We start from the raw sequence: 26025 nt of genomic DNA, 5'->3' as shown, positions 1-26025 counted from the left end.
CAAAAATTCAATGTTAAAAAGGATTCCATTTCATTATGAAAAAGCTCCAATTTATACCAGTATTTATATTCTTATCCATTGCTTTATTTATAGTTTCTTGCCAAAATGAGGACATGGAGGTTTCTCCTCTGGAAGAAACAGCAGTTGAAATTTTAACTACAGCAGGTGGCATTGAATTCGTCAGGACTCCTGAAGCACAATTTGAAAATTTACCAGACTGGCCCTACGATTATAAGTATGTTGAAATAGACGGATTACGCCAAGCCTATGCAGAAGCGGGGCCAGCAGATGGTGAAGTTGTATTGTTGTTGCACGGCCAACCAAGTTGGTCTTACCTCTACAGGAAAATGATTCCTGTACTCGCTGAAGCCGGATACCGGGTCATTGCGATGGACCACATCGGCATGGGACGCTCCGACAAACCCATCGATATCAACTACTACAGCTATCTAGGTCATGCTGATCGCTTAGGACAATTTATTCAGACCCTTGGGTTAAGCGACATCAACTTGTTTGTACAGGACTGGGGCAGCTTGATCGGTCTGCGGGTAGCCGGACTTAATCCGGACTGGTTTGCCACGATTAGTGTCGGAAATGGAGATTTACTACTAATACCTGAAGGCGTTCAACCCTTTCCAACTGTAGAAAACCCAAACGAACATGAAGATTTAAACTTCCCGCTTGCAAACCTGCCTGATCAACAGTTCCCCTTCTACAATGGTTGTGAATTGCTCTTTGAAGGAGGAAGTTCGCAGGAGGGCTTTGGACAATGGATAAACTATGCCATGAAAGACACTGCCTTTCACGCTTCTGAGGTAGTAGAAAGTGGCACTTGGTTCCCGTTATCAGAAGCAGAAGAAGCGGCCTACGATGCGCCATTCCCCAGCCGCGATTACATGGCGGGTGTCCGTACATTCCCGTCATTGATCAATCAAATGCCCGGACTCAACGAAGATGCCTGGGCGGGTCTTACTTCATACAAGAAGCCATTCCTGACTATTTGGGGAGGGAATGATCCTGGCAACTTAGGCAGTTGCAAAACGCAGCAAAAGTTTATTGATGAGGTTCCAGGGGCTGAAGGGCAGCCGCATGACCGTCTTCCTGAAGCCGGCCATTTCCTGCAGCATGATCAGGGTGTAGAGATAGCCACTAGATTGGTTGAATTTTACGGCAATTTCTAATTTGAGGTAAAGCCCATCCTATGAGCCATGAAGTGCCCACTTTATGGACCTAGCACCATACCCATCATTCCTGTTTCTGGATGAATTTTACCACAGCCATGAGGCTAAAGTTTGCCGAAATGGTAAATGAGACAGCCAAATGGGAGCAGGTTATAGTAAGATCTCAAAAGCTGATTCAAAGCTGTTTTCCACCAACTTCCTATTCTATCCAAGAGAGCCCTTGGGTACCCTTTTGTATCAAAAATTTAACGATAAAATAAATTCAAATTTTATGAAAAAGCTAAAATTCAAACCCCTACTTCTATTCTTATCCATCGTCTCATTCCTGGTTTCTTGTCAGGAGGATCTGGATTCCTCGCCAATTCTGGCGCCTGTAGAGACTGGACTCTTAAACCGGACATTTTTCCACGAAAATAAACAGCTTGAATATGCCTTGTACATTCCAACTTCTTACACTGGCAATGAAGAAGTACCTCTAGTAGTTTACTTGCATGGTGCTCCAGAGAACAAAGAGCTTGCACAGTCATCTACCGATTTTATTGATGTGTCTGAATCACAGGGCTTCATCATGTTATACCCAGAGGCGGGCCATGCAGGTTCCGGAGGATTTATTTGGGCAGAGGGTCGAGGGGGTATTGCAGACGCGCGCAGCGATGTCAGTTATATCAATGCGTTGGTTGACGCAGTAACTGAGGAATTAAAAATAGATCCATCCAAAAGGTATTTGTGCGGATTTTCCAATGGGGGCTTTATGGTTCAAAATGTGGCCAACCAAGACAATAGCCGTTTTGCAGCAATGGCCACGGTATCGGCTTCTTTACATGAAACATTTGCAAATACTAGTCCCAATCCCATCTCGATGCTATACATCTATGGCACGGATGATCCCATTACCAACTACGAAAACGGTGGCCTTCCGCCTACAGCTTTCAATGTCGATGGCTGGACGGTTCCGGCTTTAGCTATTGAATCTGCAGTTGACTATTGGGTGGGGATAAATGGGTGCAATACAACTCCAAAAGAAACTGACCTGGCTGACTCCGATTCAGGTGACAACTCAACGGTTACTGTATTGGAATATTCCAATGGGACAGGTGGTTCGGAGGTGAAGTTTTACCGCATCAATGGGGGTGGACATACTTGGCCTGGTCTTCCAATAAATAACCGACCTACGGCACTTTTTGAAGACACCAACAAGGATATAAAAGCCGGGAAAGAGATCTGGGAATTCTTTAAAAAGTTTGAAAGGAACTAGACTTCTGAACCACTTAAGTGGAGGGATAGAATGCACTGGATCAGTTTGGGAATCACAAACTGGACCTGATGAACTATTTCTCTTTTTAAATCACCATACATTCTAAACTGAAAACCAATGAAAAAATCCAATATCAAGATAATCGCCCTGTTAGGGATGCTGGCACTAGTTACCAGTTGTGCAGAAGCAGATGAGCCCGTGATTGCAGAAACTCCCGAGAAAGGTCTTTTCGATGAGACCATCAGCCACGGTAACCTTCAGCGGGAATACCTCTTGTACATCCCGGAAAGCTACACAGGTGACGAACCCGTACCCCTTGTTTTCAGCTTGCACGGGGCAGGAGGGACCAAAGAAAGTCAGTATAATTTGAGTCAGTTCAATCTACTGGCCGATCAAGAGGCCTTCATTCTGGTGACTCCACAAGCGACATCTTTGAGGGGAAACAACCTCACATTTTGGAACCAGCAAAGTATGCCCAATCTGCCGGATGATGTCGATTTTATCAATGTCTTAATTGATGAGGTAGCAAGCAGGTATCGAATTGATCTGGCGCGGGTCTACCTGGCAGGCTCTTCAAACGGCGCCTTCATGGCACTGGAAATCACCTGTCAGCTAAATCACAGAATTGCTGCCACAGCTGCTGTCAAGGGGTATATGTCCCCGGATCAGATAACCAATTGCAACCCTTCAAAGCCAACTCCTATTCTTCAGATGCATGGAAACGAGGACCCGCTTGTCCCATACGAAGGTGTATTGCCTACTCTTCAATATTGGGCCGAATTCAATCAAACAGAATCCCTACCCATCATATCCAACTTACCTGATATCGATCCAGGCAATGGAAGTACAGTGGTAAGTTATCTGTACCAAAAGGGTACCAACGGGGTAGAAATAGAACATCTGGAAGTGATAGGAGGTGTACACGATTGGTTTGGTGAGCCGGGCACCAGCTATGACATCAATGCCAGTGAATTGGCATGGGAGTTTTTTAAAAAATTTGATGTAAACGGGAAAAGATAAAAATCAGAAAAATGAAGAAAATAAAATTAATAACGATAGTTGGAATACTGGCTTTATTCATTGGCTGCGAAGAGGAAGAAATGGAACCAACAAATACACCCCCCTCCATTGCTGCCCAAACATTTTCAGTTGCAGAAAATGCCAATATTGGGACGTCTATCGGTACAATTGTGGTATCAGATGTTGATAATGAACCACTTACATTTAGCATTACTGCGGGCAATACAGATGCCACCTTCTCATTGGAGAGTACTTCGGGAGCACTATCGCTTGCAAAAACGCTAGATGATAAAACTACCAGCACCTATTCCCTAACGGTTCAGGTAACCGATGGCAGAAACAATGCTGAGGCAATAATGACGGTGAATGTAACGCCTCAGGTGGTTACCATTAGTACCCCCGGTTTTCCTGGAGGTTCTTTTTTTGATGGGCGTTTAGCCGATGCCGATTATTGGTCTGACCAACCTGAAATCCTTTCTGCTGGTTTGGGCTTTGCTGATATTGTGGGTATAGAAGTGGATGAAATTACTGAAGCGCTAGTAGAAAGTATTGGCGGGGCATGGGCTTCTAACATCGGCTGTGAAGATGCGGCTGACAGAACCTTTACTACTACAAGAACAACTATGGAACAGGTCTTTATAGTTCAAAACCCTTACGCAGATGAGTTTAAAGATGGGGCCATTGGTCTCGACGCTTTGCCAATGGTAATCTCCTGGCCGGTTCGAACCAATACCATTGATTTAAGCGACTTCAGGATCACGGTTAGCAATGGAGATGTGGTGATACCCTCTTCGGCTGGGGTTTTCCCTAATGTCGAAATCAATGAACGCAACGTGATTGTACTTGCAGGTGAATTTGCGAACAAAAAACCAAGCACCGACCCTGATGCTAGGTATGTAACCAAAGTGGAAATAGTGGGAGAACTGATACTGGTCGGCCCCAATGGGCAGGAGTTCAACGCGCAGGGCTTGTTCAAAGAAACATTTTCTAGTCCGTACGATGAAAACAACGGCCCACGATTGGTTGGCGCAAAACTGAATTACTGCGACCCCAATGCAGCTGAGGGCGCATCTATACAACTTCCTGTACAGCAACCGGGCAATGATGAGTATGCACTTTATGGTGATCTATTGGCACAGGCTGAAGCTGACGGGAAGAAAGCTTGTAGGTTGAGGGTACTGACTACCGGAGGTTTTTCACCTAACGGCGTTCAGGGAGTGCTACCTACTGACTATGAAAAATTCTTTAGGGTGCATGTAAAAGGGGCGGATGGAACTACTGTGTTACTGGAGCAGGAAAATGTAGATCATGCGGTGCAAGGTGGTTCATTGAAAGTAATTGGACTTTCAGATTTAGGCGGAAAAGAAGGGGAAAATGGGGTGGTGTATGATGATTGTTATGATGAAGATGGCGATAACTACATTGACATCATATTAGTAGGTGATGATGCGGCGATGCGGAATATTACCCATGTAGAAATCCCCAATTTGGCAGGTGGCTACGCCGCGTTTTATAACCCCGGAGGCCCTGGACCAACACCCTATCCAAATGCCAGTTATACTGCACCAGGCCCGGCCGATCTGGAACCCGTGATCATGGCCTTAGATAATCCGATGCGGGTAAGCAACTAATTTCAATAGGTATGTGAAGAAACCTGGGCATTCTCTAAAAGATTTGACCTCAATGGGAAAAGATAAAAATTAGAATAATGAAAAAATCAAACACCCAATCCCAGTACAAGTAATGCCCTAGGGTCACCTGACTTGGAACCTAGGATCAGGGCTCAGATCAATCCCTTGAGGGTATCAAATTAAAGGAATGAAGAAGCGTCCTTATTACCCTTTGTTAAGTAAAGGCTCAAAGCCTTCCCAATAGATAAACTGTATAATCAAAAGAAAAAATAATATGAAAACACTGACTATGATAAGTATATTTCTGTTAAGCTCAATTTCACTGAAGGCTCAGGAATCCATCCTTGGACACTGGAATACCGGACAGGAAAATACCGTAATTGAAATCAAAGAAACCGATGGCAAAATGGAAGGAAGAATCATCTCATCTGACCATCCAAAAGCACCTCTCGGCAAGCTAATACTCAAAGAGCTCCGCCGAGAGGAGAATCTGCTGAAAGGTAAATTGTATAGTCCTAAATTTGACAAATGGTTTGATGCTTCCTTTTCACAGCAGTCAAATGATTGTGAAGTCACCATCAAAGTCGGTTGGGTAGAACGAAAAGTCAACTGGACCAAACTGCAATAACATGAACATGAAATTGATATTTGCGGGTTTTGTAATTCTTGCCCTTTTTCTGGAGATAATTTGGTCTCAAGCCAAAAAGAAAGAGGTTTTCAGCTCGAGAGAAAGTCTGGCTAATCTTGGGATATTTATTGGAAATACCCTCCTGAAACCGCTCTCTTTGGCTTGGAAATATTTTGCACTGGGATGGGTAGAATCCTTTCAGTTTTTAAGTATTCCTACCAATTTCTTCACCATCGTTCTGACCTTCCTTGTTACGGAGTTTGGGTTTTATTGGTACCACAGGCTGAGCCATGAGGTCCCCTTGCTTTGGACCCTTCATCATACCCATCATTCCGGCATGAAGATGAACCTATCCACGGCAGTCCGATTAAATTGGATAGGCACATTCTTGAGTCCATTGATCTATGTTCCTTTTGTCCTCCTTGGTTTTTCTGCAGATCTGATTATTGTCAGCTTGCTCGTCAATTTATTCTTTCAATATTTCCTGCATACCGAAGCGGTGAGAAAGTTGGGCTACCTGGAAGGATTGTTTTTCAACACCCCCTCGGCCCATCGGGTGCATCATGGGTCCAACGAAAAATATATTGATAAAAATTATGGAGGCATGCTCATTATCTTTGACCGACTCTTTGGCACGTATGAGCCCGAGACTGAAAAAGTAACTTACGGAGTCACCACGGGCTTTTACAGTAATAATCCGCTAAAACTTAATTTTCAGCCGATTATTGATTATATCAGAGGAAATTGGAAACGTGAAAAACAACGCATCAAAGAGGGAAAATCCAACTAGCAGCCGATTGGGTTTGGCAATCCTTTGCTTTTCATTTCTCCATCTTTTTGGATGTGTCAATCGGGAGGTCACCTTATCAGACGCCATTCCGGAAATTGACAAAACACGGGAAGCAAAAATTTTAACTGCCTTTTTTGGTTTGGACAATCCATTTCTTATCGGAGTCCTTATCGGAATTGTGCTCTTCAGTCTGTTCAAGAGCACTTTTGGATTTTTGATGCTTATCCCCTTGTACTTTGTCCATAAGATGGTGAATGACCCAAGAAATAAAAGAATCAAAGAAGTTGAGGCATTGCCGAGCCAGCGAAATCTTAAAAAAACAATGGAGGGAGATCTGTAGTGATGAAAATAGGTTCAATCAGGTTTTTGAGTATTTTTTGCGAATCTTGTTCCTTACAACATCCCAGATTCTTGGGAAGGTAAAAACCCACTTCATAACATGATGAATTTCAATTCAAAGCTTAGGCAGTGGAGTTGCTTTCCAAGTCAAGTCCATTAACCCAAGCATTGGCTTCGGGTTCAGATTCAAAGATCTTGTAAGGAACAGGCTGTTTTTGAAATGAAAAAATCATCTTTAGGATGGCCCTGATCACTGCGTTGGGGATAATATAGGCTGTTCCTGCACAAAAGTCCTTCATGAGTTGTTCATTTTCTTTGAGCCATTTGGCCTGCATTTTTTGGTGATAAAGAGAGGGGATTGCCGCATCCGAAGCATCAAAAATAATCGCCAACCCCTTTGCAAACCGGTAACAAGCCTTCGTTTGGTCGAGATAATTTTGGAAGTTTTGATCTGTACTTTTGTGGCCTGTAAATCGAATCCGGATGATGGGAAAATTTGATTCGTCGATGATTGCATAGCTGTCCATATTGGAGAAACAGGATTTGGAGTAAAGAGTTTTGGAAAAAAATGGATAACTGTTTCTTAGCCTGTATCCAAATATTTGCCGCAGACAGGAGGGAAACAGGTAGACAACGAGGAGGTTTTTAAATTTTAGAAAACCAATATTCCATAAAATCAAAAAAACCTGCCAAATGGCAGGTTTTCAATTTTTTTGTTAGTTTACAAATTACTTTGGTAATAGCACTGCATCTACTACGTGGATAACACCGTTGCTACCTGTAAGGTCAGCAGCAGTGACAGTCGCACCGTTGATCATTACTTTGCCATCCTTGATGGATACTGTCAAGTCCTGGCCGTTCAAAGTTTTAACTACCTGACCATCCGAAAGGTCAGCAGCCATCACATTGCCTGCTACTACATGGTAAGTCAATACAGAAGTAAGTTGGTCTTTGCTTTCAGGCTTCAACAAGTTGTCTACTGTTCCTGCAGGCAATGCTGCAAAAGCAGTGTTGGTTGGCGCGAAGATCGTAAATGGACCTGTTCCGCTTAAAGTTTCAACCAATCCGGCTGCAGTAACTGCAGCAACTAAAGTAGTGTGGTCAGGAGAACCAACAGCGATATCAACAACAGTTTTTGGAGCTTCGGCCGGAGTTTCTTCCACAACCTCAACGGTTGTTTCTTCAACTGTCTCTTCCTTTGGTGCACCGCCACAACTTGCTAGAAAGGTTGTAGCTGCTGTTGCCAACGTCAATGATAAAATTCTAAATGTTTTCATTTTTCTTGATCTTGGTTTAGATATATTATGTAAACAATCAAGTTCCACAATAGTTTAAAATTTCTCTAAAAGTATTGGTTTGAGGAAATTAGCATACCATCAAAGTTCCCCATATACTGACTTGGTCTCATTAGCTTCTTCCTCCTTTAAAACATGTAATTATCCATAGAAAGGATATAAGTATTTTTTTTTTGATTTCCTGACTTTTGTCTCTGCTAAGCCAATTTCTATTTTGAACAAAGAATAAAATTGGTTTTGATTCTATTTTCCCCTTAGACTTTAATTATCCCAAAATTCAACTATCAAGGATTGAAACTCCCAACTATGAAAGTGAAAGGGAAGTTTTGTTCCATGAAATTACCTTTCCAACAACAGTACTTAGTAAGACCTTCACATTTAATCACCCCTATCAAGGTTATGAAAATCTATATTAAAAATATGGCTTGCCAAAGTTGCGTGGCCTATGTCAAAGAAGCATTGGATGAAATGGACATAGTTACGGTCAAGGTAGGATTGGGAGAAATTGAAACCAAAGCGGATGTGACAGATGATGAAAAACGGGAATTCAACAAAAAAATAAAAAAGGTTGGATTGGAACTCCTGGAAAAAAAACAGGGCGTCATCATAGAGAAAATCAGAAAAGTGATGGTTGAATTTGTATATCATTCGGATGAGAAACCGAATATAAATTTCTCGACTTTATTGAGTGGAAAACTAAACCTAAGCTATACTTATTTATCAAACTTTTTTTCAGAAGTAGAAGCCACCACGATAGAGCAATACCTTATTTCACTCAAAATCGAGCGCGTCAAGGAGATGATCATTTTGGAAGAATTTAACCTTTCGGAGATTGCCTACAAATTGCATTACAGCAGTGCGGCTCACCTTTCCAACCAATTCAAAAAAGTGACGGGCCTGTCCCCTTCACATTTCAAAAAACTGAAGGAGAAAAGAAGGATTGCGATTCAGGATCTTTGATATGAACATCCTTCAGATTGAAAATAAAGCCTATCGCCTATTTTTTGATTGTAGTTATTTCTTGATATTTAGAAAGTAGACAAGTGATATTTTGTATTTAAGGTCTTTTTCAGGTCATTGGTCAGATGTCAAATCTCATATTTCTCAAAAAATGGCAGCAGACAATAAGCAGGTGTGGGTTGAAACCGGGTACGGGATTTTTTCAAAAGAAGGTCCGAAAGGCCTCAAAGTTGAGGTGATCGCAAGGAATGTGAATAAAAGCAAATCGTCTTTTTACCATCATTTTGCTGACATGGAAATTTTTACAGGACTTTTGCTTGACCATCATTTGACCCGATCCAAAACAATTGCTGAGGAAGAAAAAAAATGCAGGAATATTGACCCTGAACTTATCATTGTATTGGTTGCTTCCAAAACCGACCTTTTGTTTAACCGCCAATTGAGGGTTCATAGGACTGATACAAACTTTAAGAAATGTCTCCAAAAATCAGATGAAATCGTCAGTCAGGGATTCATTTCGGTCTTAACCAAGGACCTCCAACTAGAGAATAATCCAAAGCTTGCGGCTTCCCTTTTTGCCCTAGCCCTGGAAAATTTTTACCTACAAGTAACCGAAGAAACACTGAATGTCGAATGGTTATCTGCCTATTTCACCAACCTCAAAAAAACTGTTTCACAGTTTAACGTATCCCAATAAAACCCTTGGAATTGTACGGAAGCGACTAAAATCATTCTTTCTGAATTTGGATACTTGTATTCCTGTCTCAAAGAACAATCTATCCTCCTTATGAAAAATCAAAGCCACAACCAATTCATTTTTAAAGCCATCCTAATTACTCAGACCATACTTTTGTTAGTCTATACTGCCTTTGCAGTCCGAAATGAAGGCTGGGGATTTTTACAAATTGCAGTTTCAAATATCGGATCTCTGACCTGGAGCGGTCAGTTTGCATTGGATTTTGCTTGTTATTTGATGTTATCAGGGATTTGGATCATGTGGCGCAATAAGTTTAAAACGCAATCCCTGATCTTGGGAATTGTAGCGATGATCCTTGGGATTGTTTTTTTTGCACCCTCTGTCATTTACCTCTTGGGCAAAGAAAAAGGGGACCTCAAAAAAGTGATTCTTGGGGAACATGCCTGATAGATTTCTTAATTTGTCTAGCGTTCAATTTGGTTAAGGTAAGTCATCAACCCTTCAACATAGTCACATTCCTTTTCAGGTATTTGGCAAGTACATCCGAAAAACGCTGTGCTTCCCAGATTTCCAAGTCCATTGTTGCATCACCAAAAATCCTGATTTCCAGATTTTCCTGATCAAGTTCACAATGTACTTTTTCCACCCATTGATTTTTGGTTTTGTCCAAGGCCACAGCAATCCTTAAAATCCCAACCAATCCTTTGAGCAAAGTCCTTTCTTTGGATTCAAGTTGACCGAAAATTTCATGTTTCTTTTTTGGCCCTGACTTTCTGTGGTAGCGCGCCATGAGTGCCAACATGATCCGTTCTTCATTGTTGAATCCCCTAAGCCGACCGTTTAGGATCAGGTAAGCAGCATGTTTATGGTAATCCTGAAAATTGACAAATAAGCCCACATCAAAAATCAGGCAGGCATTCTGAAGCAACTCCCTTGCGTCCGAATCCATTTGATGGATTTCTTTGAGTTGGTCAAAAAGCTGCAAGGCCAGCATGCTGACATGTTTTTTTTCTTCTATGTCAGTTTCATACCGCATCGCCATAAGAAGGCAGGAGCGTTCCCTGATATTTTTTCCCTCGACGAGGTCACTAAGTTTAAGTCCGTTTTTTTCAATGTAATCTATGATCAAACCTTCTCTAAGGGATGCATCAGATAAAGTAATCTCCTTGGCATCTGCCATTTTGAGCAGTTCCAAAAGCAACAAACCACCGAGGTGGATGGCATCCACCCTGTTTTCACTGATTCCCTTGACATCTGTACGTTTATCAGCGGGCAACTCCAGCAGTTTGTCCACGATTTTTTCCAGGTCTTTGACTTTGATTACTTCCGCATTGACAGAATTAATAATATTCACATCTTTCATTTCCAAAGCTGCCTCGCCCAAGGTCCTGATCGTACCTGATGTCCCGATGACTTTAGAAAATCCTGCCGTAGAAGCTTCCTTCATGGTTTTGCCGGCAACTTCTTTGACATGCTCACGGAGGGCTTCCTGTTTGGATTTATTGAGCGGTCCTTGGTCCCCTACCCAATCCAACAATCTCAATACCCCAAGTTTAAGGCTGTTTTTAAAAAATACTTCATCCTTATTTCCAATGACCACTTCCGTACTTCCACCTCCGATATCGATGACCATGGCATTTTGTTTATTGAGGTCAATGGCTTTTCTGACTGCCAAAAAAATCAACCTCGCTTCTTCTTTTCCGGAAATCATTTGGGGATTCAGGCCCACGTCCTGAATCAGCCTATCGAGAAATTCACGCCCGTTTTTGGCTTCCCGTGTAGCTGAGGTAGCTGCAGTAATGATATGCTCGACGCCGTATTCATCTGCAAGCTGCACATACCTTGATATGGTTTTAATTCCGGCATCAAAAGCCCTTTGGCTCAACATCTTGTTGGTAAAAACCCCTACCCCCAATTTGACCATCTCCTTTTCCTGAACCAAAACTTCATAAGACTGTCCTGAGGTCACTTTGACGATGATCATGTGGATGGAGTTGGTACCGATGTCGATTGCTGCTAAGTTCATGGATGGTTATTGGGTTATTTTTAAATATAAGGAAAAACAGGGGAGATTTCTTTTGAAATATCTTTAAAAAACCAAATTCAAACATTCCATTTTTCCCACAATGGAGATGCTTTATATAGGTATTTTCTTATAACTTTAAATAATCCACTGACTGAAATTATCCCGGTTTACGGGTTTCTTTTTTAGAATTAAAACACCAACATTTTATGAAAATCAAGTACAAATCATATTTCAAAGATCCGGATAAAGACATAGCTTATTTTGAAGATTGGGTCAAAAAATTGGAAAAAGAGAATAAGCGAAATTACCAAAGACATAAGGTAAAAACATTTTTGGGGAATACCCACGTCTGGAGTCTCAATGCAGACAAAAAAGACCTTGAAACTTTGGTGATATTTCCCGGAGCACGGACCACGGCTTTGATTTGGGATTTTGACAAAGGATTGGATAATCTGAAAACGAAGCACCGGATTTTTATGGTTGAGACCAATGGATTGCCCAATCTGAGCGATGGTGCCACACCTGATATCAAAACCTTGGATTATGGATTTTGGGCAAATGAAGTTTTGACAGGCTTAGAAATTGAAAAGGCATTTGTTGCAGGCGCTTCTTTTGGAGGATTGATCTGTATGAAGCTCGCTATCACCAATCCGGAAAAAATCAAAGCAGCATTCCTTCTCAATCCCGGTTGCTTGCAACCATTTTCACTGACTTTTTCAAACCTATATTACAACCTTCTCCCCATCCTCAGCACCAATGCCAAAAATGTTCTGAAGTTTTTGGACAAGGCTGTTTTCTCCAAACCAAATCACCAACTTTCCCCATTCTATGAACAAATGTTGGTGGATTATGAGGTTTTTGCCATCAGCCGGTATAAGGACAATACCCAAAAACCGTATTACATGGACAACGAACTTGCCAAAGTGAAAACGGAGACCTACCTCCTACTCGGGGACAAGGATTTACTTTTCCCATTTGAAAAGTCCAGGGAAAATGCCCAAAAGCACCTCAGCAACCTCAAAGAGATTAAAATTTTTCAACAAGTGGGACACGGGATTGAGACTTTTGAAAAGGCAATGAATTATATTGGGGTAATAATTGCATCTAGCCAAAAATAAATTCACACCAACCTTTTTTATCATGTCCCAAAACCTAATATCCTTCCTCCTTGGCTTTCTTGTTTTGGCGGTCGTAGGCTGTCAATCACCAAGCTCTCAAGAAAGTACCCAAATTGACAGCGTCCTAACGGAAATCGTAATCCCAGAAGAAATCTACGATCCGGATCCGACTGATACCATTCCAGGAAATCTTTATGGTATCAACAGCAGCGCAAAAGAAACCGCAGAATTGGTCAGGAAGACTGTTCAAACCTTGTTCAAAGATGATCTGGACAAGGACATCATCGACGAATACAGCAGGAAGTTTATCTTCTTTGAATATGACCTCAATGAAGATGGCAACAAAGAAATCATGGTGGGATTTACCGGACCGTATTTTTGCGGTTCAGGTGGCTGTACCCTGATTATCTTGGACCGTGAAGGTAATGTCATCACACAATTCACGGTCTCGGATTACCCTGTAGTGATCGACAATACAAAGTCAAATGGCTGGAAAGACCTGTTCATTTTATCCGGAGGAAAATACAGGATTGTGAAATTTGATGGGAAAACCTATCTTTCCAACCCGTCTATGCAGCCCGAACTCAAACTTCTCCCCGGAGACGGATTACCTAGGGCTTTGGATTTTGTCAATGAACCTTATCCTTGGTTCAAATTTTAAGGAATTTGCTTTTCCCTTTTTCCAGATAATACCCACAAAATGAACAAATCTATATCCCCGATCATATCAGCTTCTGATTTACAAACCTTATCAGCTTCGTCAGCATTTGTGCTGATTGACGCCAGATTTGGCAAAGAAAACTACGACAAATCCCATCTCCAAGGCGCTTTGCATGTGGATCTGAACAGTCAACTGTCGGATATCAAGGCGGATTTTGCGAACGGAGGAAGGCATCCTTTGCCTGAAGCAGAGAGATTTTCCCTACTTCTGGAGTCGCTCGGCATCAGCCCTGAGTCCCATGTAGTTGTCTATGATGACAAAAACGGAGCAAATGCTGCAGCTAGATTTTGGTGGATGATGAAAGCAGTAGGCCACGAAAAAATCCAGGTTTTGGATGGAGGAATGGATACTGCGGTTCAAGCAGGATTTCCGGTAAGTTCGGAGCTAGAAAAAATCCCTACAAAGGGAACCTACAAAGCAGATCAATGGAAATTGCGCATTTCAGACATCTCTGAAATCGATAAAGTATCCAAAGACAAAAACTACCTGATCATCGATGTGCGTGAAAATGAAAGGTACCGGGGAGAAAAAGAACCCATCGACTTGGTAGCGGGGCACATACCCAGTGCGGTAAATATCCCCTTTGCCTCCAATCTTGACCCTAAAGGATTGTTTCTTTCTCCTACAGAACTCAAAGCGAAATATGAGAAAGCTTTGGAAGGAAAATCTGCCGAAAACGTCATCGTGCATTGCGGTTCAGGTGTCACGGCCTGCCACACACTGTTGGCTTTGGCGCATGCAGGAATGGATATTCCAAAACTGTATGTGGGTTCTTGGAGTGAATGGTCAAGGAACGGCAGAGAAATAGCGACAGAATTAGGATAAACTTTTAATTTTTAAACTTCTTTGAACCCATGAAACCAGCCGCCAAAGACACCGACGCTTATATTTCGGAATTTCCGGAGGACATTCAGGAAAAGCTCCAAGTCATCCGAAACACGATCAGGCAAGCCGCCCCTGAAGCAGAAGAATGCATCAATTATGGCATCCCTACTTTTAAGATTCATGGCAATCTTGTCCATTTTGCGGCATACAAAACACACTTTGGCTTCTATCCGGGTGCTTCGGGAATAGCCGAATTCAAAAAGGAACTTGAGCCATACAACACCGCCAAAGGAACTGTTCAGTTTCCCTTGGATAAACCCCTTCCTTTGGAACTGATCTCAGACATTGTGATTTTTCGTTTGGATGAAAATATCAGGAATGCCAAACCAACTAGGAAGAAAAAGTAAATTTTTGGCCGATCATAAAAACCATTTATGTTTGGCATCAAATGAATTGTGATTAATTATCAGGTTTTCAGCCTATTTGGGAAAACAACCCATGAAAATCGGCGTATGGATTGGCGTGATGTAATCGAAGAATTCGTCCGAAAATCTAACCAAACCAAAAATGAAAACCTTATTCAAATTCCTTCCCATCCTTCTTGGCTTCTTTGTTCTCACTTCCTGCGGCAACCTCGAAAAGAATGTAGAAGACAAACTCAACAGCATTACTGACAAGGCGTTGAAGCTCGATTCGATTGTAAACAAGGAACTTGACAAAATCAATTCTCTTGATTCGATCATCAATTTGGAAACAGAAAAGGTCAAAGTCCTTGATTCCCTTGTAAACAAATCAAGTTCGAAGGTGGATTCCATCGTCAATGGGAAAATCGAAAAGATCAATAAGATTTTAAATTAACCTGCTCAATGGGATCTAAGGAGAAAAATTAGGTCGATGAAACAAGAAATTCATCTGCCTTTTTTGAATAATATTTTTAAATTCCACAATCGAAATTTTTAAACACCAAAACCATGCTCACAGAAATCAATCCCAAACTTCCCATGCGGAACAAAGCCATCATAAGGGAATATTACATCAACAAATTGGGCTTCCAGGAATATGGAAATGCGAATTATGATGGCTACCTGATGGTGCAAAAGGACAAGATCCAGCTCCACTTTTTTGAATTTAAGGAACTTGACCCTAAAGAAAATTATGGACAGGTTTACATCAGGACTGACGATATCGATGGATTTTATCAGTCCCTATTGGACAAAAAAATTCCCATTCATCCAAACGCACCTTTACAAGAGAAGCCTTGGGGAATGAAGGAATTTTCACTCCTTGATCCTGACCATAATTTACTGACTTTTGGGCAAGAAATAATACTCTAATTTATTTAACCAAAATCATAACTAACCGTTTTTAAGAAAAAATCAAAATTTATGAAAAATTTAATATTATCACCCGTAATATTCCTCTTATTCTTTTTTTCAGGATTTTCGCAAAGCGTCAATCCACTCCCAAACAATCCACAAAATAAACCATACTCTTTTTATGAATTAAAACCATACAGTTTGGGAGACTCTACCTTTCAATTTAAATCATGGAATGATTCTCTGAATCAGAAAAAAATTTTATTGCCAAATGGTGAATTACAGATTACAGAAATTCCTGGTTTAAATTTAAATGACATCTTACCGATGAATAACATGCCCGTTTTTGTACCAAAAGGAAATTATCCTATGCAGGTTTATGTACCTGATTCTACGGTGAATTATACATTAAAGATAAAGAAATACTAGCATCGAAAATTTCTTTATTATTTACAGCCTACAGAAAATTATTTTTTTTCCTTTTCTTCATTTATTCCATTGTCTTCTAAAATATTTAAAAACCAAAACGTTTTATATTTTTTAAATATGGAGACGATGATTAGTAAATTCAAACAAATAAAAGTCCTTCATCTTTTTGCAATTATTATAAGGTATTTGTTGGGAGGATCTTTTGTTCATGCAAGCATTTTCAAAATCCGGGGAATCAGATTTACGCCCGAATCGGGAGAAAATTCACCAATTGATACTTTGCCCCACTTTTTTGAAGCCATGTTTCAGGCTGGAAATTATTGGCAGTTTCTCGGTTGGGGGCAATTGATCGCAGGATTTCTGTTGATGTCTCAGGTTTTCAGCACTTTGGGAGCAGTCGCTTTTTTCCCCATCATGCTGAATATTTTTGTCATCACCATTTCCTTTGAATCCACCGGCATTCTCATTATTACTTCCCTGATGCTTCTTGGCAATATCTATTTGCTCCTTTGGGATTGGGACAAATTGAAGTTTATTGTTTTGCCTCGACCAGGTAATTATATACCTGTTCCACAAGAATTTTCAGATAAAAAGACATGGATTTATCTAGGCTTCGTTTTATGCGGATTGATTATTATTTCCCGGATTTTATAAATCGACCACTGTTTCCAAGTAATTAAATTCTTTGAAACCGAATTAACCTACCATTCAAAAATATAATTGCATGACATTTTCAAAAAAATCATGCAATTTGGCAAAGAACCTTCCTTTATCCATTTTCATGCGGTTGATCCTCTTTATCCTTTTCTTCATTCCTGTTTTACTACAGGCTCAAACCGTATGCACTTTGGAAAGCAGTCAAAGGCTAGATTCTGCTCTGAACATGCTTTCTCTTCAGGACCATTCTCAAAAGTCCATGAATGACCTGACCATCGAAATCGGCACTTGGTTTTTGAATACACCCTATGTGGAGAAAACTTTGGAACTACCCGGTGAAGAAAAACTGGTGGTGAACTTGATGGGTTTGGATTGTACCACGTATTTGGAAACTGTGGTTTCCTTGGCAAGGACAGCCCTGGCAGGGGAATTTACTTTTGAAGCTTACACCCAAGAACTGGAAAAATTAAGATATCGGAATGGGGTCAATGAGGGGTATCCTTCCCGTTTGCATTATTTCTCAGACTGGATTTTTCAGAATGAAGAGAAAGGGATTTTGAAGGATATCAGCAAAGAAATCGGTGGAAGTGTCTACGAAAACAATCCATCCTTCATGACTTCCAACCCAAAATTCTATCCACAGCTTTCCAATCCGGATTATATCAATCAACTCAAAGAAAACGAATCTGAAATAAAAACAAGGTCCTATTACTTTTTGCCGAAGACCGAAATTAGAACTCACGAAAACAAAATCAAATCGGGAGATTTGATTGCTATTACTACATCAATGACCAATTTGGACATTGTCCATGTGGGATTTGCCATCGAAAAAGAAGGTCGCATCCATTTGCTCCATGCGAGTTCGGGATCCAAAAAAGTAGAGATTTCGGAAAAGCCCTTGAGCGACTACCTTATGGCCAATAAATCCCAATCCGGGATTATGGTGAGCCGATTGGTGGCCATTGCAAATTGAGCAGAATTGATCTTATGTTTAGAAAGACGCTATTTTTCTTCCTGACCTCCCTCCTATTTCTGAATAGTATTTTTTGTTTTGGAGAATCGAAATACGATTTTCAAAATGATTCAATTACAAATACAAGATTAAACAAGCTTAGAATCAACGTTCAGCATGTCATATCCCAACACCAAAACCTCAAGGTCGGCATAGCTTTATTAAATGAAGAAGGAAATTTGTGGCTTGAGGTTTTAGGTAATTCAGATCAAGAAATTGATGCAAAGGATACTGAAAATACAATGTTCCGGATTGCATCTTTATCCAAAATGTTTGTCGCACTTTCGATTCTCAAGCTTCAGGAAGAAGGGAAATTAAAATTGGAAGATGAAGTGAAAAGTATTGTCCCTGAATTAAAGTTTGAAAATCAATGGGAAGAAGAACATCCCGTAAGGATTATACACCTGCTAGAACATACTACAGGATGGGATGAAATTCACTTGGTAGAAATGGTTCACAATCAGCATCCTCCCATTTCATTGAAAGATGCTTTGGAGTTTCATCCACACTCGAGGACTTCAAGATGGGTTCCCGGTACGAGGATGGCCTATTGCAATTCAGGGTATGCGGTTGCGGCATATATTGTCGAAAAGGTAACCGGCTTAAAATATGAAGATTATGTAAGGGAATCGATTTTTAAACCGCTTATGATGAACCATTCTACTTTTTTCAATGATCAAATATATCAAAAGTGGGGAGCGGAAATATTTAATTGGGAAATGAAGGAAATCGCTTTCAAAAATGAGCTTTTCCGGCCATCCTCTGCCCTCAATACATCTATTGCTGATATTTCTCAAATCCTACGCTTATTGCTAAACCGGGGAATCGTTGACAGTCTGCAATTTTTAAAAAGTGAATCTATAGATCAAATGGAAATTCCTTACAATAGTCCCGGATCAAATATCGGATTAGAATTGGGTTACGGCTTGGGAAACCAAACTTCTATCTACAACAACTTTACCTACCACGGTCATAGTGGTGCAATGGATGGAGGACTTTCGGAATTGGGTTACTTGCCTGAAGAAAAAATTGGACATGTAATATTGATGAACGCCAACAATGGCGCTGCCATGCAGGAAATATCCACCCTTATCCAGAATTTTGAAACTGCCGATCTCCCTTTAAGACCAGACAAAAAGGAAAAATATCAAGGTGAAATTCATATTGAAGGTGGCTATTATTTGGCTATCAATCCTAGAAATCAAGACCGGTTTTATCAAGATCTAATTTTCAATATTGAAAAAGTGGAAGTTTTTGAAGACAATCTGACCATGACTTGGATCCTGCCAAGTAGCAAATCAACTTACTATCCTGTTTCCCCAACTGAATACACTTATGGGAATAGCGGAAAGATTGGTTTGGTTCAGGATTCCGATCCTTTGGAAGGTAAAGTGCTATATACAGAAAGGTTTGTTTTTAAGCCCATATCAGGATTTAGGGTCTTTGGGCAAATTTCTATTTTGGTTATATGGGTTGTTTTGATGGTTTTGGGAGCATTTATAGCTGTCTTAAGCATGATACTTTTCCTTAGAAATAGGGCTAAATATGCTAATCTATTGAAAATATCAATCCTGCCAACTTGTACTAGCCTAACCATATTCCTTATGTTTTTTATTCCCAGAATGAATATTGAAGGCGCAGATTTACTTTTTTCCACGCCAAGTTATTTGTCAATTTGTGTACTGCTTTGCTCCATCCTTTTTGTAGTGGGATCACTGACTTCTGCGATTGTTATAATTCTTTCAAAAAGATTACCCCACAGCAAGTTGATAACTTGGCCGATCATTGCGCTCACTTTCTTTCATATGTTGGTTACGATTTTTCTGATTTCACAGAAAGTTATCCCCATGATTACGTGGAGTTGATTATTCACAAAATAATTCAAGGAAATTCTCAAAACCCGGTTGAGGGATATTGATTTTGAGAAAAAGAATTTCTTCATCCTGACTCGTCATAGAAAAAAAATATAAATAGCCTAAGACCCGGTCCAATTGATTAAATTTAAGAATTATGTTAGCCAAATGAATCCATGAAAAGCCAATCCATAGTCTTTCTTTTAGTAATAATTTTTATTGTTTCCTGTTCCAAGACGCAGCGAGCGGACATCGATTTTGAACAATGGGGCAAGTATTGGTTTCAGGGAAAGGCGGAAATCAGCAGTTTTGACCTGACACAATACCGGTATGGTGAAGCCAGGGAAGGTGAAGCGGTTTTGATCTTTGTAACGGAGGATTTTTCGAGAAAAAAACAAGTCAAGTTGGATGATCCGAAAGGAAATTCCTCTGATAAAATTTCGGTGCTGAAGATGAACCAAACGAGGGATTTTGTAACAGGTATCTATCCTTACCACATGATGATGTCGGCTTTTACCCCTACCAAAGAGCAAAGTCAGGGTTTGAAATTTACAGCTTCCTCCCAAGAATGGTGTGGGCATACCTTCACCCAACTCAATCTCAAAAGTACTGACAGCTACAACGGCAAGATTTTTTCTTACTTCGAAAAAGAAGGAGACGATTCGTTTTCATTTAATGGCATGGCCGAAGATGACCTTTGGAACCTGATCCGGATCGATCCCAAGCAAATTCCGACAGGAAGTGTGCAGATGCTGCCTTCTCTTTTTCACCAAAGATTCAGCCATCAGGAATTCAAAACAGAGGAGGCATTTATCCGGGTTTTGGACCTCAGTGCAGGCAGAAGTCAGATGGAAGTAGCTTACGCTTCGGGCAGCAGGGTTTTGAAAATTGACTTCGAAAAGGAATTTCCCCATGAGATTATGGGATGGGAAGAAATCCAAACCAAATCCGACGGAACCAAAGAAATCACCAAAGCCACCCGCAAAGGCCTGAAAACCGTGGATTATTGGACAAAAAACAAAGTCGGGGATGAGTTTTTGAGAAAAGAATTGAATCTGAAAAATTAAAGCCCTTCTCAAATAAATCTTAAAAAGGAATTTTGTCAATTCATTTTAAGCCTCATTATTTTTTTCGAAATAGCTTTTGGGAAAATCCAAGGTTCGGATGGGGAAAGGAATATTGATGTTGTTTTTGTCAAATGCTGCTTTGATGGCGATGATTGCCTTGGATTTTGCAATGGCTACCTGTAAGGCAGATTTGCTTTCCACCCAAAATCTTGTTTCAAAATTGATCGAACTATCTCCAAATTCCTTATAGATAAAAATAACTTCCTCCTCGGTATTGAATTCTTTAAATGCCTGAGAAATGGTTTGTTTGACCAGCTTCTTTACAAATTCAAGGTTGGAAGAATACCCAACTCCGCAATCCAAAATAACACGGGTTTTTGGGGTAGTCGAAAAATTCCGGATAGGATTTTCCAAAACAAGTTTATTCGGAAGATAGACAAGGTTATTGTCCCGCTGCTTGATGGTTACTGTCCTGAGATTGATATCGACTACCTCCCCTTCGTAGTCATTGCTTTGAATCCAATCTCCAAACTTGATCTGATCGATATATGAAAGTATGATTCCCGAGTAGGTATTGGAAATCGCACCCTGCAAAGCCAATCCAATGGCTAGACCTGCAACTCCCGCACCTGCCAAAATGGTATTCAAAGTTTTACTCAAATCCAAAATTCCAAGAATCAAAAACATGCCGAAGAAAACCACAAGGACCGACACTAATTTTGATATCAGGTGCTTCATCGACGCTTGAAGGCTACTATTCTTGAGTAATTTGAGCACAATTCTGCTCAGGTATTTTGATAAGAAGAGCACTATCAAAAAAACCAATATAGCGATGATGATATTCGGCAAACTCACGATGAGGCTATTCATCCAAGAGGCCAGCCGGTCCATCATTTTTTTCAAAGCATTAGCGAATCTAAAGTCCATTATAACCGATTTTGGTGAATGACAATTGAAGCAAAATCAACGATTTCTATCTCAAGATACCAAATTAAGTAAGGGTGCCTATTTGGTTTTATACCAAAGGCAAATCAAAATATCCCTCATTGAGTAAAAATCAAGAAATACGAGGGCGTATTAAGTAAACCCAAAACCAACCTCAAAATGTTTAGAATGGGCTAAAAAAATGATTTCATTCATGAAGGACACAGAGAAAAATACAGGCTATGAACACTTACTTTTCAAACCAATCCCATAAAACCTTTGAAATCCTTTTTTGCAAAACCTGAGCCTCGTTGTCATCTTCCCATCTTTGGTCTTCGTTGTTTTTGGTGGCGAAATAGAAGACATAATCGCCTTTTGGGGCATTGACCATCACGAGTTCTGAACGGGAGGCATTGACCATTCCCTGTTTGGAAGCAGTCTGAACCTGTGCAGGGATTGCTGATAGCGCATATTCATCGTAATAAATATTCCCCATCAACCGGTACATGCGGTCCGAAGCTGAGGGACTTATGACTTCACCTCTGCGGATTTTGACTAAAAGTTGGGCCATTTCCCGGGGAGTAGTTTGTCCCCAACCGTATTTTTTCCAGTCCTCTTCCCTACCGGGAGTTCTGGAATTGACGCGAGTATGTTGGAGACCGAGGCTTTCCATGATTTCATTGATCCGCTCTCCACCGCCCGCCAATGCCTGACACCAAAGCGAGGTGGTATTGTCACTGTAGGTAATCATCAGCGACATCAGGACGCTCAGTTCGGTTTCGGTGCTGTCTTTGAAATATTGCATCAGTCCCGAACCGCCGTATTTGATCGAATCCCTGTAAATCATCTTCTGATGATATGCCAATTCTCCCTTTTCGATTTTGTCCATCACACCTACCAAAATCGGAACTTTGACAATACTTGCTGTGGGAAAAATCGTATCGGCTTTGATTGCCGCCTCTTCACCCGTTTTCAGATGTAAGACATAAATGCCAACATCCCCCCGAAAACCTGCCGTTTCCTTTTCCAAAACCTGCTGCAGGGATTGTTTTTGAGCGAAAGTGAAAGGAGATAGAAAAAGAAAAACCGCAAGAAAATAAAGGAGACGCATAGAATTTGGTTATTTTGATAGGGAATTTATCCTTGCTATTCCATAAATCCAAATCAACTTTTCCCCATGGCCTCAACAACCACATATACAAGCCGAGCTTTTTACCATCCTGATATTTGGGTTTTTTTGATAGCCATTCCTTTTATCAGTGCCTTCAATTATTACCTCACTTATTCCAATATTCAGTTCAACAGCTTCTTACTTACCAGATTTACAATTGATACCCTACAAGGCTATGTTGCTTGGCTATTGGTCAGGTGGGTTATTTTTTCTTTGGATCAAAAGATACCCTACAAGCCAGATTTTTTAAGAAGGATTGTCATTCAAATGATCACCACAATGATTGTTGGGTTGGGGTTTTTGGCGCTGAGTACGGAATTGCTGAGTGTATTGATCAAAGGTGAAACTGCCCCGATCCACTTTTACACCAAGGATCTGGTGATTATAAGCATCTGGTTTTTTGTGATCAATGGTTTTTATGTGGGGATGTTTTTTTACAGGCAATGGGAAAGTGCCGAAACAGAAAAACAAAGCCTCAAACCTGAAATGGAAGGTTTTCCGGTGCGGACCGGCAACCAACTTCTATTGATCAAATTTTCTGAAATCGACCTTTTCTTAGTGGAAGAGGATTATGTCCAACTGATTGCCTCTACAGGCAAGAACTACCTTTTAGACCTTTCATTGGACAAAATAGAGCAGAAGCTTTCTCCAATTGATTTTTTCAGAGTCAACAGGCAGTTCATTGTCAGCCGACAAATTGTGACAGGATTTAAGCGGTTGGAGAATGGGAAATTGCTTGTCCAGGTTAATTGTGACATCAAATCGCCCCAAGAACTGACGGTCAGCCGCACCAAAGCACCTGCATTTAAGAGTTGGTTTTTGCCGCAGGGCTGACAGTTCAGGGTAAAATCCCCTACATCTCAGCAATTGGAATCAGGAATTTTTCAATTGACCGGCCAGTCAGTGATAGTTTTGGGAAAAATCCAACAGATATGAAAACTCGATTTTTACTGCCTTGCCTCTTTCTGTTTTTGATCATCCAAAATGGAAATGCACAGGACAACAAAGCCAAAGACTATCAGAATTTCCCGATTGTAGTCACCCTTCAGTTCCAAGCTTTTGCAATGCCCTTCAAGGATCTGAAGTCTAATTTCAAAAATGTCGGGATCGGAATCGGAACAGAAGTCAGTCACAATTCATACCATAATTGGGTTCAGAAGTTTGACATTACATGGTTTAGAAACAAAGCCATGGGAAGCGGATTGCTGTTCTCTACACAGGTAGCTTGGCGGCCATATTTGGTTTCGAATTCCTTTGCAGAAATCAAAGCAGGGCTTGGATACCACATCGCCTTCCGTCCGACAGAATCTTTTATCCAAAAAGAAGGAACTTGGCGGACAGTCCAAAAACAAGGAAAGGGAATGCTAGCCATCCCCGTAGGGGTTTCTTTGGGCTATCACAATTACCAATCCGAAACATTTGTATCCCCATTTGTCGGATACCAAGTAATGTTTTTAAAAAACTACAACAAAAGCATTCCTGTGGTTCCCATGACTTTTGTCCAGATGGGAGCCAGAATCCAACCTGTTTATCAAAACCAAAATTAAACCATGGAAAATTATAGCTATCTCCTGATTTTCATTTGGGCAATCTTGGTCACATCCCCCACTTTCGCGCAGGATTTAAATGTTGTCCAATGCAATGATTCCAAGCCTGTTCCTACCCACCCAAAAACCATTGCTTTGCAGCAAGCAATGGACGACCTGACGGCTGTTGGAATTCCGGGTGTGGTAGCAGCGATTTATGAGGAAGGTAAGCTTTGGACACTTTCCAGTGGCTTGGCAAAAATTGAAGGACAGGTTCCCATCCAGCCTTGCCATTTGGTTTATACCCAAAGCATCGCAAAATCCTATATGGCCGTGGTCATCATCCAACTTACGGAGGAAGGAAGGATCGACCTAAACGGGAAAATTTCAGATTATCTACCAAAAGAAATTTTGGCTATGCTACCCGAGGCAGACCGCATCACAGTCAAAATGCTGCTCAACCATACCTCAGGACTTCGCGAATATAATTATGATCCGACTTACGTCACCAGGCTTCTACAGAATCCTGAAAGGATTTTTCAGCCGGTAGAATATATCCAATACATTGCCGGTAAAGAATTGGATTTTGAACCCGGCAGCAGGTATTCCTACCGCAATATCAATTATGTATTGTTGGCTTTGATTGCTGACCAAATTACAGGGGATCATGGGAAATATATGGAGGAGCATATTTTTGAGAAATTGGGACTGAAAAGCACCTATTACAAAATCAGACAAGGATATTCTTATGAAGATAGGCTGGTCAATGGGTATTGGGATAGGCACAGCAATGGAATTGTTGAAAATGCTTCTGTGCTACAAAATACCAACGTCGCGTCAATGGTTGGAGATGACGGAATCATCACCACAGCCGAAGAAGCCATCCTTTATCTCAAAGGATTGATGGAGGGAAAACTGGTTTCAAATGAAAGCCTGACCCTAATGAAAGAATGGGTTTTGGATAAAAAGGGTGATCCCCAATATGGCTTGGGATTGGATTACACCACTTTCCTCCGAGAACCAGCTATCGGGCATAGTGGTGGCGGATTAGGATCAGGCAGCCAACTTTACTATTTCCCAGAAAAAGAGATTTATATGTTTTTCGGAATCAACCTCGGAACCGTCACAGACAGTCCGATTCATCGGGATGCAGAAAAGATCTTGGAGGAGATTTATGGGGTGGTTTTGGGGAAGTGAAGTTGGTTATTGGTTATTTGGTTATTGGATTTTTGGTTGTAGTGGTTGTAATTGTTGTAATTGTTGTCTGCTACGCGTTGTCAGGTTGTCGGGTTGTTGGGTTGGTGAGCCGTCATTTGGAACCAGAGCTTTCTGAGTTGAAGAATCTCATTTGCAGTTAGGGAAATGGTCCACTTCTGAAGGCTTGAACAATAAGGTCTAAAAGAAAAAGTCCAAGTCTTAAGACTTGGACTAATTGATTTAATGGGTTATTTGGTTATTGGTTATTTGATTAACTGAAACTGTGCAATTGAGACTGTTCAATTAACTGTGTCAATGTTTAATTTATTAAATTTTGACTATGAAAGAAAACGGAGATGAATTTGATTTCAAGGCATTTGCCAGACA

The 26025-nt window shown here is 40.8% G+C and carries 29 protein-coding genes; 24 read left to right on the top strand and 5 right to left on the bottom strand.

Annotated features, from left to right (window positions below; genetic code table 11):
* Positions 1-35: 35 nt before the first annotated feature.
* From NK987_RS20990 to NK987_RS20960, 7 genes are all read left to right on the top strand, one after another.
* On the top strand, positions 36-1181 hold the full coding sequence (locus tag NK987_RS20990; protein WP_258421491.1) for a haloalkane dehalogenase: 1146 nt from the start codon (positions 36-38) through the stop codon (positions 1179-1181).
* A gap of 271 nt (positions 1182-1452) precedes the next feature.
* Complete coding sequence (locus NK987_RS20985; protein ID WP_258421490.1) at positions 1453-2436, top strand: CE1 family esterase; 984 nt, start codon at positions 1453-1455, stop codon at positions 2434-2436.
* Positions 2437-2553: 117 nt separating this feature from the next.
* Positions 2554-3456, top strand: coding sequence for a CE1 family esterase (locus NK987_RS20980; protein WP_258421489.1), 903 nt, complete (start codon positions 2554-2556; stop codon positions 3454-3456).
* An 11-nt stretch (positions 3457-3467) separates the two neighbouring features.
* Positions 3468-5087 carry a cadherin repeat domain-containing protein gene (locus NK987_RS20975; protein WP_258421488.1) on the top strand — a complete coding sequence of 540 codons (1620 nt, stop codon included), beginning with the start codon at positions 3468-3470 and terminating at the stop codon, positions 5085-5087.
* Positions 5088-5361: 274 nt separating this feature from the next.
* A complete protein-coding gene (locus NK987_RS20970; protein ID WP_259265449.1) occupies positions 5362-5715 on the top strand; it encodes a DUF2147 domain-containing protein in 354 nt (117 codons plus the stop codon).
* A gap of 7 nt (positions 5716-5722) precedes the next feature.
* The gene (locus NK987_RS20965; RefSeq protein ID WP_259265448.1) at positions 5723-6505 is read left to right on the top strand and encodes a sterol desaturase family protein; all 783 of its coding nucleotides are present in this window, start codon (positions 5723-5725) and stop codon (positions 6503-6505) included.
* Complete coding sequence (locus tag NK987_RS20960; RefSeq protein WP_259265447.1) at positions 6468-6845, top strand: hypothetical protein; 378 nt, start codon at positions 6468-6470, stop codon at positions 6843-6845. The genes NK987_RS20965 and NK987_RS20960 overlap by 38 nt, the downstream gene beginning before the upstream one ends.
* 121 nt (positions 6846-6966) lie before the next feature.
* Here NK987_RS20960 and NK987_RS20955 read toward each other — a convergent pair whose 3' ends face one another.
* Positions 6967-7371 (bottom strand): STAS/SEC14 domain-containing protein, encoded by a 405-nt coding sequence (locus NK987_RS20955; protein ID WP_259265446.1) that lies wholly within the window; start codon positions 7369-7371, stop codon positions 6967-6969.
* Positions 7372-7572: 201 nt separating this feature from the next.
* Positions 7573-8121 carry a fasciclin domain-containing protein gene (locus tag NK987_RS20950; RefSeq protein ID WP_258421483.1) on the bottom strand — a complete coding sequence of 183 codons (549 nt, stop codon included), beginning with the start codon at positions 8119-8121 and terminating at the stop codon, positions 7573-7575.
* Positions 8122-8538: 417 nt separating this feature from the next.
* Between NK987_RS20950 and NK987_RS20945 the strand changes: the two genes are divergently transcribed.
* The 3 genes from NK987_RS20945 to NK987_RS20935 all read left to right on the top strand — a co-directional run bounded on the left by NK987_RS20945 (position 8539) and on the right by NK987_RS20935 (position 10243).
* Positions 8539-9099, top strand: a complete 561-nt coding sequence (locus NK987_RS20945; RefSeq protein ID WP_258421482.1) for an AraC family transcriptional regulator — start codon at positions 8539-8541, stop codon at positions 9097-9099.
* A gap of 151 nt (positions 9100-9250) precedes the next feature.
* Entirely contained in the window at positions 9251-9796 is a 546-nt protein-coding gene (locus tag NK987_RS20940) for a TetR/AcrR family transcriptional regulator (RefSeq protein WP_258421481.1), read from the top strand.
* A gap of 90 nt (positions 9797-9886) precedes the next feature.
* Complete coding sequence (locus tag NK987_RS20935) at positions 9887-10243, top strand: hypothetical protein (protein ID WP_259265445.1); 357 nt, start codon at positions 9887-9889, stop codon at positions 10241-10243.
* Between the two features lie 46 nt (positions 10244-10289).
* On the opposite strand, the gene NK987_RS20930 is transcribed toward NK987_RS20935, so the two are convergent.
* Positions 10290-11822 carry a Ppx/GppA phosphatase family protein gene (locus NK987_RS20930; RefSeq protein WP_259265444.1) on the bottom strand — a complete coding sequence of 511 codons (1533 nt, stop codon included), beginning with the start codon at positions 11820-11822 and terminating at the stop codon, positions 10290-10292.
* Between the two features lie 206 nt (positions 11823-12028).
* On the opposite strand from NK987_RS20930, the gene NK987_RS20925 reads away from it, so the two are divergent.
* The 11 genes from NK987_RS20925 to NK987_RS20875 all read left to right on the top strand — a co-directional run bounded on the left by NK987_RS20925 (position 12029) and on the right by NK987_RS20875 (position 20820).
* Positions 12029-12940, top strand: coding sequence for an alpha/beta fold hydrolase (locus tag NK987_RS20925; RefSeq protein WP_259265443.1), 912 nt, complete (start codon positions 12029-12031; stop codon positions 12938-12940).
* Between the two features lie 22 nt (positions 12941-12962).
* A complete protein-coding gene (locus NK987_RS20920) occupies positions 12963-13601 on the top strand; it encodes a hypothetical protein (protein WP_259265442.1) in 639 nt (212 codons plus the stop codon).
* A 39-nt stretch (positions 13602-13640) separates the two neighbouring features.
* Positions 13641-14486, top strand: a complete 846-nt coding sequence (locus NK987_RS20915) for a sulfurtransferase (protein ID WP_259265441.1) — start codon at positions 13641-13643, stop codon at positions 14484-14486.
* 29 nt (positions 14487-14515) lie between these two features.
* Positions 14516-14893 carry an iron chaperone gene (locus NK987_RS20910; protein WP_259265440.1) on the top strand — a complete coding sequence of 126 codons (378 nt, stop codon included), beginning with the start codon at positions 14516-14518 and terminating at the stop codon, positions 14891-14893.
* A gap of 160 nt (positions 14894-15053) precedes the next feature.
* Positions 15054-15344 carry a hypothetical protein gene (locus NK987_RS20905; RefSeq protein ID WP_113925405.1) on the top strand — a complete coding sequence of 97 codons (291 nt, stop codon included), beginning with the start codon at positions 15054-15056 and terminating at the stop codon, positions 15342-15344.
* Positions 15345-15457: 113 nt separating this feature from the next.
* Positions 15458-15820 carry a bleomycin resistance protein gene (locus NK987_RS20900; RefSeq protein ID WP_259265439.1) on the top strand — a complete coding sequence of 121 codons (363 nt, stop codon included), beginning with the start codon at positions 15458-15460 and terminating at the stop codon, positions 15818-15820.
* Positions 15821-15871: 51 nt separating this feature from the next.
* Positions 15872-16231, top strand: coding sequence for a hypothetical protein (locus NK987_RS20895; protein WP_258421473.1), 360 nt, complete (start codon positions 15872-15874; stop codon positions 16229-16231).
* A 117-nt stretch (positions 16232-16348) separates the two neighbouring features.
* Entirely contained in the window at positions 16349-16885 is a 537-nt protein-coding gene (locus NK987_RS20890) for a hypothetical protein (RefSeq protein WP_259265438.1), read from the top strand.
* Positions 16886-16955: 70 nt separating this feature from the next.
* Complete coding sequence (locus NK987_RS20885) at positions 16956-17861, top strand: DUF1460 domain-containing protein (protein WP_259265437.1); 906 nt, start codon at positions 16956-16958, stop codon at positions 17859-17861.
* 14 nt (positions 17862-17875) lie between these two features.
* Complete coding sequence (locus tag NK987_RS20880) at positions 17876-19765, top strand: serine hydrolase domain-containing protein (RefSeq protein WP_259265436.1); 1890 nt, start codon at positions 17876-17878, stop codon at positions 19763-19765.
* A gap of 164 nt (positions 19766-19929) precedes the next feature.
* Positions 19930-20820 (top strand): hypothetical protein, encoded by an 891-nt coding sequence (locus tag NK987_RS20875; protein WP_259265435.1) that lies wholly within the window; start codon positions 19930-19932, stop codon positions 20818-20820.
* Positions 20821-20865: 45 nt separating this feature from the next.
* Here NK987_RS20875 and NK987_RS20870 read toward each other — a convergent pair whose 3' ends face one another.
* A complete protein-coding gene (locus tag NK987_RS20870; protein ID WP_259265434.1) occupies positions 20866-21747 on the bottom strand; it encodes a mechanosensitive ion channel family protein in 882 nt (293 codons plus the stop codon).
* 247 nt (positions 21748-21994) lie between these two features.
* Complete coding sequence (locus NK987_RS20865; RefSeq protein ID WP_259265433.1) at positions 21995-22855, bottom strand: serine hydrolase; 861 nt, start codon at positions 22853-22855, stop codon at positions 21995-21997.
* 66 nt (positions 22856-22921) lie between these two features.
* Between NK987_RS20865 and NK987_RS20860 the strand changes: the two genes are divergently transcribed.
* The 3 genes from NK987_RS20860 to NK987_RS20850 all read left to right on the top strand — a co-directional run bounded on the left by NK987_RS20860 (position 22922) and on the right by NK987_RS20850 (position 25638).
* On the top strand, positions 22922-23749 hold the full coding sequence (locus NK987_RS20860; protein WP_259265432.1) for a LytR/AlgR family response regulator transcription factor: 828 nt from the start codon (positions 22922-22924) through the stop codon (positions 23747-23749).
* Positions 23750-23847: 98 nt separating this feature from the next.
* Positions 23848-24462, top strand: a complete 615-nt coding sequence (locus tag NK987_RS20855; RefSeq protein ID WP_259265431.1) for a hypothetical protein — start codon at positions 23848-23850, stop codon at positions 24460-24462.
* Positions 24463-24465: 3 nt separating this feature from the next.
* Positions 24466-25638, top strand: a complete 1173-nt coding sequence (locus tag NK987_RS20850; RefSeq protein WP_259265430.1) for a serine hydrolase domain-containing protein — start codon at positions 24466-24468, stop codon at positions 25636-25638.
* The last annotated feature ends 387 nt before the right edge of the window (positions 25639-26025 follow it).

Source organism: Aquiflexum gelatinilyticum (genome assembly GCF_024813435.1).
In the GTDB taxonomy this organism is placed as follows: domain Bacteria; phylum Bacteroidota; class Bacteroidia; order Cytophagales; family Cyclobacteriaceae; genus Cognataquiflexum; species Cognataquiflexum gelatinilyticum.
The sequence above is the reverse complement of the archived record's forward strand: the minus strand, read 5'-3'. Positions and strand labels throughout refer to the sequence as shown.

Bases quoted from the DNA above. Each gene is read 5' to 3' on its own strand.
- NK987_RS20915 (WP_259265441.1), top strand. From the start codon at position 13,641: ATGAACAAATCTATATCCCCGATCATATCAGCTTCTGATTTACAAACC.
- NK987_RS20860 (WP_259265432.1), top strand. From the start codon at position 22,922: ATGGCCTCAACAACCACATATACAAGCCGAGCTTTTTACCATCCTGAT.
- NK987_RS20935 (WP_259265445.1), top strand. From the start codon at position 9,887: ATGAAAAATCAAAGCCACAACCAATTCATTTTTAAAGCCATCCTAATT.
- NK987_RS20880 (WP_259265436.1), top strand. From the start codon at position 17,876: ATGTTTAGAAAGACGCTATTTTTCTTCCTGACCTCCCTCCTATTTCTG.
- NK987_RS20980 (WP_258421489.1), top strand. From the start codon at position 2,554: ATGAAAAAATCCAATATCAAGATAATCGCCCTGTTAGGGATGCTGGCA.
- NK987_RS20925 (WP_259265443.1), top strand. From the start codon at position 12,029: ATGAAAATCAAGTACAAATCATATTTCAAAGATCCGGATAAAGACATA.
- NK987_RS20850 (WP_259265430.1), top strand. From the start codon at position 24,466: ATGGAAAATTATAGCTATCTCCTGATTTTCATTTGGGCAATCTTGGTC.
- NK987_RS20900 (WP_259265439.1), top strand. From the start codon at position 15,458: ATGCTCACAGAAATCAATCCCAAACTTCCCATGCGGAACAAAGCCATC.
- NK987_RS20890 (WP_259265438.1), top strand. From the start codon at position 16,349: ATGGAGACGATGATTAGTAAATTCAAACAAATAAAAGTCCTTCATCTT.
- NK987_RS20855 (WP_259265431.1), top strand. From the start codon at position 23,848: ATGAAAACTCGATTTTTACTGCCTTGCCTCTTTCTGTTTTTGATCATC.
- NK987_RS20985 (WP_258421490.1), top strand. From the start codon at position 1,453: ATGAAAAAGCTAAAATTCAAACCCCTACTTCTATTCTTATCCATCGTC.
- NK987_RS20920 (WP_259265442.1), top strand. From the start codon at position 12,963: ATGTCCCAAAACCTAATATCCTTCCTCCTTGGCTTTCTTGTTTTGGCG.
- NK987_RS20885 (WP_259265437.1), top strand. From the start codon at position 16,956: ATGACATTTTCAAAAAAATCATGCAATTTGGCAAAGAACCTTCCTTTA.
- NK987_RS20875 (WP_259265435.1), top strand. From the start codon at position 19,930: ATGAAAAGCCAATCCATAGTCTTTCTTTTAGTAATAATTTTTATTGTT.
- NK987_RS20950 (WP_258421483.1), bottom strand. From the start codon at position 8,121: ATGAAAACATTTAGAATTTTATCATTGACGTTGGCAACAGCAGCTACA.
- NK987_RS20990 (WP_258421491.1), top strand. From the start codon at position 36: ATGAAAAAGCTCCAATTTATACCAGTATTTATATTCTTATCCATTGCT.
- NK987_RS20955 (WP_259265446.1), bottom strand. From the start codon at position 7,371: ATGGACAGCTATGCAATCATCGACGAATCAAATTTTCCCATCATCCGG.
- NK987_RS20870 (WP_259265434.1), bottom strand. From the start codon at position 21,747: ATGGACTTTAGATTCGCTAATGCTTTGAAAAAAATGATGGACCGGCTG.
- NK987_RS20905 (WP_113925405.1), top strand. From the start codon at position 15,054: ATGAAAACCTTATTCAAATTCCTTCCCATCCTTCTTGGCTTCTTTGTT.
- NK987_RS20865 (WP_259265433.1), bottom strand. From the start codon at position 22,855: ATGCGTCTCCTTTATTTTCTTGCGGTTTTTCTTTTTCTATCTCCTTTC.
- NK987_RS20965 (WP_259265448.1), top strand. From the start codon at position 5,723: ATGAAATTGATATTTGCGGGTTTTGTAATTCTTGCCCTTTTTCTGGAG.
- NK987_RS20945 (WP_258421482.1), top strand. From the start codon at position 8,539: ATGAAAATCTATATTAAAAATATGGCTTGCCAAAGTTGCGTGGCCTAT.
- NK987_RS20910 (WP_259265440.1), top strand. From the start codon at position 14,516: ATGAAACCAGCCGCCAAAGACACCGACGCTTATATTTCGGAATTTCCG.
- NK987_RS20940 (WP_258421481.1), top strand. From the start codon at position 9,251: ATGGCAGCAGACAATAAGCAGGTGTGGGTTGAAACCGGGTACGGGATT.
- NK987_RS20895 (WP_258421473.1), top strand. From the start codon at position 15,872: ATGAAAAATTTAATATTATCACCCGTAATATTCCTCTTATTCTTTTTT.
- NK987_RS20970 (WP_259265449.1), top strand. From the start codon at position 5,362: ATGAAAACACTGACTATGATAAGTATATTTCTGTTAAGCTCAATTTCA.
- NK987_RS20930 (WP_259265444.1), bottom strand. From the start codon at position 11,822: ATGAACTTAGCAGCAATCGACATCGGTACCAACTCCATCCACATGATC.
- NK987_RS20975 (WP_258421488.1), top strand. From the start codon at position 3,468: ATGAAGAAAATAAAATTAATAACGATAGTTGGAATACTGGCTTTATTC.